Genomic DNA, 9,625 nt, shown 5'->3' with positions numbered 1-9,625 from the left:
CTATCTGGGGCTGGTGCCGGTGGAGCGGCAGTCGGGCAGTTCACTGGCAGGGCCGTCCCGCCTGTCCAAAGCCGGCCCGGCGCGGGTGCGGGCTGTTCTGTACATGGCGGCGGTGGTGGCGATCCGCTACAACCCGGACATCAAGGCGCACTACGAGCGGCTGCTGGCGCGCGGCAAGGCGAAGAAATCGGCGCTGGGCGCTGCCATGCGCAAGCTGGTGCACCTGTGCTTTGGCGTACTCAAAACACAGAAGCCTTATCAGCCCGATTTTGCGTTCAGTGATTGACGGGCAAGACGGTATCTACGGAAGGTCACGGAACAGCGTTTTCCACCCCCCGCCTTGCCTCCACCATCAATCGCTTGACACCCGTTTGTAAACTATTTACGTTTCAAACCGGTTTGAAAGCGTGTTCCCACCACTCCAAAACAAAAAAAGGGCGCAAAGCCCCAAAGAATCAAACCCGGATGAAAGGAGCAAGATGAACTGGAAGCAAATCTGGCAGGGCGCTTTGGCGTCTGTGCTTACCGTATCGCTGCTCGCAGCGTGTAGCGGTGGCGGGGACAGCAGTTCCGCCACCACCATCACCACGCCCGCCGTCGCCGCCGCGACCATGCGAGTCCACTATCACCGTACCCAGGCCGATACCGCCGGCTGGGGCGTCTATGCCTGGAACGGCCCGGTGACCACCGCCGCAAAATGGCCGGACGACCGGGTGCAATTCAACAAGACCGACAGCTTCGGCGCCTGGGTCGACATCCCGCTCAACACCGCCGCCAAGACGCTCGATTTCCTTGTGATCGACGGCTCCGGCACCAAAAACTGCCAAACCGACCAGCACGCCAGCTTCAACAGCAATATCGCTACCCAAGGCCAGGAAATCTGGATGCTGCAAGGCGATTGCCAAGTCTATGCGCAGCAGCCTGCCGTGCCGCTCGGCAATCTGGCGCAGGCCGGCGCGATGTGGCTGGATGCCACCACGCTGGCATGGCCATCCGCCCCTGCCAGCGCGAGCTACCAGCTCTACCACGCGGCCAATGGCGGCATGACCGTCGATTCGACTGGCGTGCACGGTGCAGACGGCAATGTCGCGCTCACCGCCAACGGCACCGTTAGCGGCGCGAATGCGACAGCGCACCCGCAGCTCACCGGCGCGACCACGCTCACCCTCGCCAATGTCGACACCGCCACGCTCAAGACGTGGCTGAAAGGCGAACTGGTCGTGGCGCAGCTCGATGGCACCGGCAAGCTGGTGCAAGCCACCTCCGTGCAGACGGCATGGGTGCTGGATACGCTCTATGCCGACAACGCCGCCAACCAGCCGCTGGGCCTGACCTTTGCCGGCGACGGCACGCCGACGTTCTCGCTCTGGGCCCCCACCGCGCAATCGGTGCAGCTCAACGTCTCGCCGACCACCGGCGCGGCCGTTGCCGTAGCAATGACGCAGGACACCAACACCGGCATCTGGCGCTACACCGGCCAAGCCGCGTGGACCAGTCAGGCGTATTACAGCTTCGATGTGAAAGTGTTCAGCCGCGCCGCCGGCAATGTGATGGTGACCAACACCGTCACCGATCCGTACTCGCTCAGCCTGAATGCCAACGGCGCGCAAAGCTTCGTCGCCAATCTGGACGATGCCTCGCTCAAACCGACCGGCTGGGATGCCCACGCCATTCCGGCGCTGGCCAGCAATGCGGATATCTCGCTGTACGAAACCCACGTGCGGGATTTCTCGGCCAACGACAGCACCGTGCCGGCCGCGCATCGCGGCAAGTATCTGGCGTTTACCGATGCCGGCAGCAACGGCATGCAGCACCTCAAGGCGCTGCAACAGGTCGGCCTGACCCACATCCACCTGATGCCGGTGTTCGATATTTCCTCGGTGAATGAAACCGGCTGCAGCACGCCAACCATCCCCAACGCCGCCGCCGATTCGGATCAGCAACAAACCGCCGTCGCTGCCACCAAGGATGCCGACTGCTTCAACTGGGGTTACGACCCGCTGCACTACACCGCACCGGAAGGCAGCTACGCCACCGATGCGGCCGACGGCAGCGTACGGGTGAAGGAATTCCGCCAGATGGTCGCCGCCCTGCATGGCGCGGGCCTGCGCGTGGTGCTCGATGTGGTCTACAACCACACCGCCGCCGCCGGCCAAGACCCGAACTCCGTGCTGGATAAAGTGGTACCGGGCTATTACTACCGGCTGGATGGCCAAGGCAATATCTGGACCTCCACCTGCTGCAGCAATACCGCCACCGAAAACCGCATGATGGCGCGGCTGATGATCGACTCGGCCAAGACCTGGGCCACCGCCTACAAAGTGGACGGCTTCCGCTTCGACATCATGGGCCACATCCCGCTGGCGGCAATCGAGAGCCTGCGCACCCAAACCGACGCCGCTGCCGGCCGCGCGCTGTATTACTACGGCGAAGGCTGGAACTTCGGCGAAGTCGCCAACGACGCCTACTTCAAGCAAGCCCGCCAGGCCAACCTCACCGGCACCGGCATCGGCTCGTTCAACGACCGCCTGCGTGATGCGGTACGCGGTGGCGGCTGTTGCGACAGCGGCCAGACGCTCGTCTCGCAACAAGGCTTTGCCAACGGCCTGTACCTCGCTCCCAACGGCAGCAGCACGCAAACCAAGGACGACCTGCTGCATCTGGCCGACCTCGTGCGCGTGGGCCTGACCGGCACGCTGGCGAGCTACACCTTCACTGACAAGGACGGCAACACCAAGCAAAACAGCCAGATCGACTACAGCGGCCAAGCGGCCGGCTACACGGCCAATCCAGCTGAAATCATCAACTACATCGAAGCCCACGATAACCAGACGCTGTTCGACATCAACGCCCTCAAGCTGCCGGCCAACACCACGGCGGACGAACGGGTGCGGGCGCAGAATCTGGGCGCGGGCATCCTGCTGCTGTCGCAAGGCATTCCGTTCATCCACGCCGGCCAGGACATCCTGCGTTCCAAATCGCTCGACCGGAACAGCTACAACTCGGGCGACTGGTTCAACAAGATCGACTGGGGCTACCAAGCCAACAACTTCGGCGTCGGCCTGCCGATGCAAAGCGACAACGGCGGCGATTGGTCGGTGATCAAGCCTTTCCTCACCAACGGCACGCTCAGCATGGGCAACACCCAGATCGCCAACGCCCGTGACGTGTTCCGCGACTTCCTCGCCATCCGCCAAAGCTCCACGCTCTTCCGCCTGCGCACCGGCGCAGATGTGAAGCAGCGTCTGGCGTTCTACAACACCGGCACCACCCAAGTGCCGGGCGTGGTGGTCGAGCGCATCGATGGCGCTGGCTATACCGGCGCGAACTACGGCAGCGTCGTGGTCGCCATCAACGCGGACGTGAACGCGCAAACGCTCAGCATCCCGGCCCTGGCCGGCACCACCTACACGCTGCACGCGCGCCAGCAAACCGGCGCAGACGCCCGCGTGAAGACCGCCACCCTCACCGCCGGCAGCCTGAGCATCCCGGCCCGCAGCGTGGCGGTATTCGTCGCGCCGTAACCCGCAGTAGTCCTCCGCGTTTAAAAGCCCCGTCTCCTTTTGGAGCGGGGCTTTTTTTGCAACGTTGCAACTCCGAATCAAACCGTAACCCGGACGCGACTTCGCGGCCGGGGGATCACGCTACAAAACTCCCATAGCAACCGTAGCCCGGACGGCTCCGCCGGCCGGGAAACCATGCCGCAAAACTCCCTTGCCGCAAATCGCATCTTTTTTGTTCAGCCCTCGCCAATCACCAACAATGACAAAGCCCCTAATCACTCGGGGCTTTGTTCAATCGCAACACATAAAATGCCGAGTGCGCTTTATTCAGGAATAAACATCCCAATCGCAACCAATACCCAAGCAGCGGCCCCGATCACGATCCAGAGGTAATTGAGCGCCGTAAATTTCGAATTACTTTCTCCATCAGGATCGTTTTCCGCAAAGTTGATCGCACGCTGGGCAGGCAACAAAATCATGATCATCACCGGCACGAGCACCAGCGAGGCAATATCCGTAAAAGGATAGCCAGCACCTTTCGCCACCATGCGATCAAGCACCTTATCGATCAAGAGTACCGCAACAAACGAGGTCGCCAGCGTGCTCGGCGACCAGGGATATGAACGGCCGCTGGCGTTGATCTTCCCATCCACACTCCGATAAAGCGAATGCATGAAGAAATAAGGGAAAATCCCGCGCAAAACGGGCCATGCGCTGTAACCCGTCGCTTCCTTATATATTTGCCAGTTTTTATAGGACCAATACACCGTATACAACCCCATCGTGGCAACGAACAGCACAATCAGCTTGGTCTTGGAAACCACATAGAAATTGGGTGCGCCCTCGATAGGCGCAGTCAGGTCGACTGTTGTTGGCGCATAGATATTGTCTTGTGTCATTTGTTTAAACCAATGGCTGTTTATTGTTGATCGAAATCCGATTTCAAACACTTTACTTGAGAACAATTCAAACACAAAGCAGCCAGTTCCGTGTTGAAGAGCCTGTTTACGATCTTTGCAAATGGCAGCAACCGCTGTTATTCCCCCCTTTTTGAAGGGGGGTTAGGGGGGATTTCTGCGCCATCTCAACTTGCAATGACGTCGAAATCCCCCTCAGTCCCCCTTCAAAAAGGGGGAAGTAAACCCTTGAAGCGCCTCAAGCTGGCAGTTTGCGAGACTTCGAACAGCCGCCAAGACATTGCACCCGACCAGCCCCCACGGTTACTCAATCCCGCGAATCCCCTCCCCGCTAAACCCCGGCAGCCGCCAATGAAAACGCATTGCCAACACGCGGAACGCAAAGCCGATTGCAACGGCAACCAGCGCGGCAATAGCGGCATCAACGTGTAGCCACAGCAGCCCCATGTACAACGCCCCCGTCACCAGCGACACAGTGGCATACAGCTCATGGCGCATGACCAGCGGAACCTCGTTGCACAGCACATCGCGCAATAGCCCACCAAAAACCCCGGTGATCATCCCCGCCATGACCGCGATACCGGGGTGGATGCCTATCGACATCGCCCCCGTCGATCGAGCGATATCGCAACCTAGCACCGTAAACGTCACCAGCCCCAAGCCATCCACCAGCAGAAACACCTTGCGCAGGTGATGCAGCTGCCGCGCCACCAAGGCCGTGACGATGGCCGCGCCAATGGTGAACAGCAGGTATTGCGGATGAGCGATCCAGCTCAGCGGATAGTGGCCGAGCAGCACATCGCGAATCGAACCACCGCCGAGCGCAGTCACTGTGCCGATCAGGCAGATGCCGAACAGATCCATGCCGCGCCGCATGCCGATGATCGCGCCGGACATCGCTTCGGCAACGATGGCAACCAGATAGATGGCGTGCAACAACATCTGGATCACTCCTTGGATGCCGTTTGCAACACGGGCACACACCGCCGCCCACGCACCGGACAACGCTGATCACCGCCCGCTGACTTTACGCCCCCCGGCCTTGCAGCCCCTGACGGCCCCGCCGGCGCCACCACACCAGCCAAGCCGTGCGGGCCGGTAACATACATGACCAACACCGCCGCCACGGCCACGGCAGCGCGGAATGTGGTGGTGGCGATTTTGCTGATTGCTGGCTGCATGCCGGCCTCCCTTCACAGCGGGTTTTCCGCCGATTACTTCGATGGGAGGGATTGTCTGCGGCAGCCGCCAAACAATGAATAAAACTAAGTATTATTAGGCAATGCCAAATTTTTCTTATTTGGCGCGACGTTTGAATTCCAATGCCCCCTGTAGGAGCGAGCTTGCTCGCGATGACGATGGTGATTCATTCGCTGAAGCCATCGCGAGCACCCCAAGGGTATTTCCACGCAGAGCGATGGCAAGCCATCGCACGCTTGCGGGGCACAAGCTCGCTCCTCCAAGGATTTCACAAGCGAAACCCCATGAACCTCGACCCCAAGCAAACCGAAGCCTTCCGCGCCGTGATCGACACCGGCAGCTTCGAACAAGCTGCCAGCCGCCTGCACCTCACCCCGCCAGCCGTATCGCAACGGGTACGTGCGCTGGAAAGCGCGCTCGGCAACGCCCTGATCGTACGCAGCCGGCCCTGCCGCGCCACGCGGGTCGGCCAGCAACTGCTGCAATACCTGCGCCGGGCCACCTTGCTGGAACAAGACTTCATCGCCGATCTGGCCGAAGAACAAGGCACGCCGCTCACCATCATGCTCGCGCTCAATGCCGACACGCTCGGCACGTGGTTCTTCCCGGCGCTATCAGACGTGTTGATCCGCGAGCGGGTGCTGCTCGATCTGACGGTGGAAGACCAAGACCACACCTACGCGCTGCTGGAAACCGGCATGGCCATCGGCTGCATCAGCACCGAACCCAAACCCATGCGCGGCTGCTTTGCCGAGCCGCTGGGCGTGATGCGCTACCGGCTCGTCGCCAGTGCGGACTTCCGCAAACGTTGGTTCCCCGACGGCATGAGCCGCGACACCGCCCGCAACGCCCCCGTGCTCGCCTACACCCGCAAGGACATGCTGCAGTCGTCCTTCCTGCTCAGCCACTTTGGCCTACCGGATGGTGCCTACCCCTGCCACTACGTCCCCGGCACCGAACCCCACTTCCACGCCATCCGCCGCGGTTTGGGCTACGGCATGATGCCGGAGCTGCTGCTGGGCGACGTGCTGGCCAGCGGCAAAGTCGTCGATCTGGCGGCGGATCACCCGGTCGATGTCGCGCTGTATTGGCACGCCTGGAAAGTGCAGTCGCCCCGGATGGAATATTTATCGAAGCAGATTGTGACGGCGGCGCGGGGGATGTTGGGGGTGGGGGCGTAGCGGCGACAGATTCAGGGAGAATTTCCAGCCTATCTACTATGCTTTGACAGGATTTAGGCCCCATGTAAAAACATTGGAAGGAAATCGAATATGAGTGATACGGACCCAAACGACGTAAACGCACAACTTGCGCAGGCTCAGCAATATTTTGCAAACAAAGCATACGATCAGGCCCTCCCCATCTATACAACATTGGCCAACGCCGGCAATAGCACAGCCCAAAGCGAATTGGGATGGATGTATCTCGATGGTTTTGGCGTCACCCCAGACTACCAAAAAGCATTTGATTTGTTTACGCAAGCGCAAAACAGCAATTCGGATGCCGCTAACAGATTGGGATACATGTACGAAAAGGGCGTGGGCGTTGAGCAAAGCTATGCAGAAGCATTGCGCCTGTATACCCAAGCGGCCAATGCAAACAATAGTGAAGGACTGAATAATCTCGGTTGGTTATACGACCAGGGCCTGGGAGTACCGTCAGACCCAGCCAAGGCTTTTGATTTATATAACAAGGCGATTGCCGTCAACAATAATACGGATGCACAAGAGGCTTTAGGCTGTCTGTACAGAGATGGCCGTGGCACCACGCAAGATTATCAGAAAGCAAAAGCGTTATTCATACTCGCCGCGGCAGATGAAAATGATTACGCCCAATATGATTTAGGGTGCATGTATCGGGATGGACTGGGAATACCCACAGATATAATGCAGGCCATACACTATTTCACTTTGTCGGCTAACCAAGGCAATACGGATGCGAAAACCGCGTTGCAGAATTTACAGACAGGGGCAGGTAAAAGGGCCTATTAAGCGGGCACTAACCATTAAAAACAACCGGCCGCCCAAATGAGCGGCCGGTTGTTTTAGTACCTGGCGCTTAGAGGCTGTGCAAAGTCTTTTTCGGCAGCGGCTTACGTTGCCATTCCCCCCTTTTTGTGTCGTGCGAATCTTTGATTTGCTCAGGCATAGGGGGCTAGGGGGGATTTCTGCGGCATCTCAAATTGCAGCAGTGTCGAAATCCTCTGGCTGGGCGAATCTCTTCGTGCAAATCTTTGATTTGCCCAGTGATGAGATTCGCACGCTCACAATCCCCCTTTGCCGTACGAATCTTTGATTCGCACAGGCATAGAAGGGGGAAGTAAAACCTTGCAGCACCTCAAGTTGGTGGCTTGCAAGACTTTGAACGGCCTCTTAAACAAATGAACGGCATGAGCCAGCAACGGCCACGTTGTTCTGCAGAGGCATCTGCACGATCAGCGCTTCTTCTGTTTCGCCAGCCATTCCGTCAACGCCGTCCGGGCGGTGCCGCTGAAATCCGTGAACACGCCATCCACACCGGCATCGAAATACGCCATGTATTCCGCCTTCGGGTCGCCCGCATACGTTTTGGTCAGTCGGCCGGGCTCATTGCGGAAGGTGTACGGGTGCACGAACAGGCCAGCCTTGTGCGCATCGGCCACCAGCGAAGTCGCCGGCTGATTATGCGCCTGATCCAGCGTTTTCACCGCGTTGCCGTCCGCATCCACGCCCTGCGGCGGCAGGATGTAGAACTTCCACGGGCCGATGCCATCCGCGTAGGTGCGGATTTCCTTCAGACCTTCCGGCGTCACCATGCTGGCAAACGTGCGTGGATCGCCATGTTGCTGCCACGAGAATGGTTTGGCGTTGTCCGGCGATTCATAAGTCATTTTGCCGGTCTTGTAATCCATGCCATCGCCGTCGATCAACTGCACCGCCCGCGTTTTCAGGCCCAGGCGGCGCATCATTTTCAGGCTTTCCGGCTCGAACGATTGCGTGAACACAGGGGCATCCGGCCGGTTCCAGCCTTCCTTGATGAGCATCGCCAGCAGTTTTTCTTCCAGCGGCACGCCCAACAGGCGTTGATAGATCGGGTTCTTGGTTTCCGGGTACACGGTCAGGTTGCGGCCCGGATTGGCGGCACGGGCCTCTTTGAGCAGATCAAAGATTTCCTGCAACGTCGCCATCGGGTACTTGCCGTCGTACTGCTTGCTGCGCGCCGCCACCGGTTGCTTTACGCGCAAGGTTTTCAGCTCGGCGGCCGTGAAATCGCTGATATACCACTCCGGGCCGGTCTGTACGCCATCCACCATCCGCGATGTCTTGCGCGAGGCGAATTCCGGGTGCTCCGCCACATCGGTGGTATCGCTCAGGAATACGTTATGGCACGCGAACAGCACGCCATCGCTGGACGACATCAAATCCAGCTCCAGCGAATCCGTACCCGCAGCAATGGCCGCCTTGTATCCCTCGATGACTTCTTCCGGGTACAGCCCGGGCAAACCACGGTGGCCAATGATCAACGGCGTTGCGCCGTCCAGGGTTTTCAGCCCGGCATGGCGCGGCGCCGGCGCGGCCAGGGTGCTGGCGGCAAACAACGCCGAAACGGCGAGCAGTGAAACGGTCAATGCGGATTTCATATGTCCTCTTGCGGGTAGCAGATCAATCGACAAGGACGGGGTATACCATCGAAATACTTATTCCACGTTTCGGTTTTCTTGCATGGAATGAAATATTGTGGAGTTGTGGGACGTGTTCCGGGCAGGGGGCATCCACGAAGCGGATTACGGATCGGCGTTAGTCACCACGCCGCGGACATGATGGTATTGGGCCAGCGCAGCTAAACGCGCTGGCCCTTTCAGTTTTTGCCGGCCTTGGTAGGTTGGGTTGAGCGCAGTGTTCAGCCGGGAGACATAGGTAACACTTGTCGGTAGACATGGGTAACACTCAACCTAGTCTAACTGCACCCGCAGATCGATGGTGCGAATGGCCTTATGACAGAAGAACACCGTCAGCACATCGGCTT

8 protein-coding genes are annotated in these 9,625 nt (G+C 59.3%); 5 read left to right on the top strand and 3 right to left on the bottom strand.

What is annotated here, in order from left to right; translation table 11 throughout:
• Positions 1-286, top strand: a 286-nt coding sequence (locus BR41_RS21435) for an IS110 family transposase (RefSeq protein ID WP_035061416.1), incomplete at its 5' end; no start/stop codon positions are given.
• A gap of 193 nt (positions 287-479) precedes the next feature.
• Complete coding sequence (gene pulA / locus BR41_RS21430) at positions 480-3,524, top strand: pullulanase-type alpha-1,6-glucosidase (protein ID WP_051711578.1); 3,045 nt, start codon at positions 480-482, stop codon at positions 3,522-3,524.
• Positions 3,525-3,826: 302 nt separating this feature from the next.
• Here pulA and BR41_RS21425 read toward each other — a convergent pair whose 3' ends face one another.
• A complete protein-coding gene (locus BR41_RS21425) occupies positions 3,827-4,477 on the bottom strand; it encodes a hypothetical protein (RefSeq protein ID WP_156970867.1) in 651 nt (216 codons plus the stop codon).
• Between the two features lie 246 nt (positions 4,478-4,723).
• Positions 4,724-5,362 carry a trimeric intracellular cation channel family protein gene (locus tag BR41_RS21420; protein ID WP_035061412.1) on the bottom strand — a complete coding sequence of 213 codons (639 nt, stop codon included), beginning with the start codon at positions 5,360-5,362 and terminating at the stop codon, positions 4,724-4,726.
• Between the two features lie 165 nt (positions 5,363-5,527).
• Here BR41_RS21420 and BR41_RS24460 point away from each other — a divergent pair, with 165 nt between their 5' ends.
• From BR41_RS24460 to BR41_RS21410, 3 genes are all read left to right on the top strand, one after another.
• A complete protein-coding gene (locus tag BR41_RS24460) occupies positions 5,528-5,683 on the top strand; it encodes a hypothetical protein (protein ID WP_156970865.1) in 156 nt (51 codons plus the stop codon).
• Positions 5,684-5,904: 221 nt separating this feature from the next.
• Positions 5,905-6,801, top strand: coding sequence for an HTH-type transcriptional regulator ArgP (locus BR41_RS21415; RefSeq protein WP_035061410.1), 897 nt, complete (start codon positions 5,905-5,907; stop codon positions 6,799-6,801).
• A 90-nt stretch (positions 6,802-6,891) separates the two neighbouring features.
• Entirely contained in the window at positions 6,892-7,611 is a 720-nt protein-coding gene (locus BR41_RS21410) for a tetratricopeptide repeat protein (protein WP_051711576.1), read from the top strand.
• A 443-nt stretch (positions 7,612-8,054) separates the two neighbouring features.
• On the opposite strand, the gene BR41_RS21405 is transcribed toward BR41_RS21410, so the two are convergent.
• Complete coding sequence (locus BR41_RS21405; protein ID WP_035061408.1) at positions 8,055-9,239, bottom strand: glycerophosphodiester phosphodiesterase family protein; 1,185 nt, start codon at positions 9,237-9,239, stop codon at positions 8,055-8,057.
• Between the last annotated feature and the right edge of the window lie 386 nt (positions 9,240-9,625).

Source organism: Andreprevotia chitinilytica DSM 18519 (assembly GCF_000711875.1).
Lineage (GTDB): Bacteria > Pseudomonadota > Gammaproteobacteria > Burkholderiales > Chitinibacteraceae > Andreprevotia > Andreprevotia chitinilytica.
This window is presented reverse-complemented; position numbering and strand designations above follow the sequence as displayed.

Coding starts and splice junctions, on each gene's coding strand:
- pulA (WP_051711578.1), top strand. CDS start 480: ATGAACTGGAAGCAAATCTGGCAGGGCGCTTTGGCGTCTGTGCTTACC.
- BR41_RS21420 (WP_035061412.1), bottom strand. CDS start 5,362: ATGTTGTTGCACGCCATCTATCTGGTTGCCATCGTTGCCGAAGCGATG.
- BR41_RS24460 (WP_156970865.1), top strand. CDS start 5,528: ATGACCAACACCGCCGCCACGGCCACGGCAGCGCGGAATGTGGTGGTG.
- BR41_RS21415 (WP_035061410.1), top strand. CDS start 5,905: ATGAACCTCGACCCCAAGCAAACCGAAGCCTTCCGCGCCGTGATCGAC.
- BR41_RS21410 (WP_051711576.1), top strand. CDS start 6,892: ATGAGTGATACGGACCCAAACGACGTAAACGCACAACTTGCGCAGGCT.
- BR41_RS21405 (WP_035061408.1), bottom strand. CDS start 9,239: ATGAAATCCGCATTGACCGTTTCACTGCTCGCCGTTTCGGCGTTGTTT.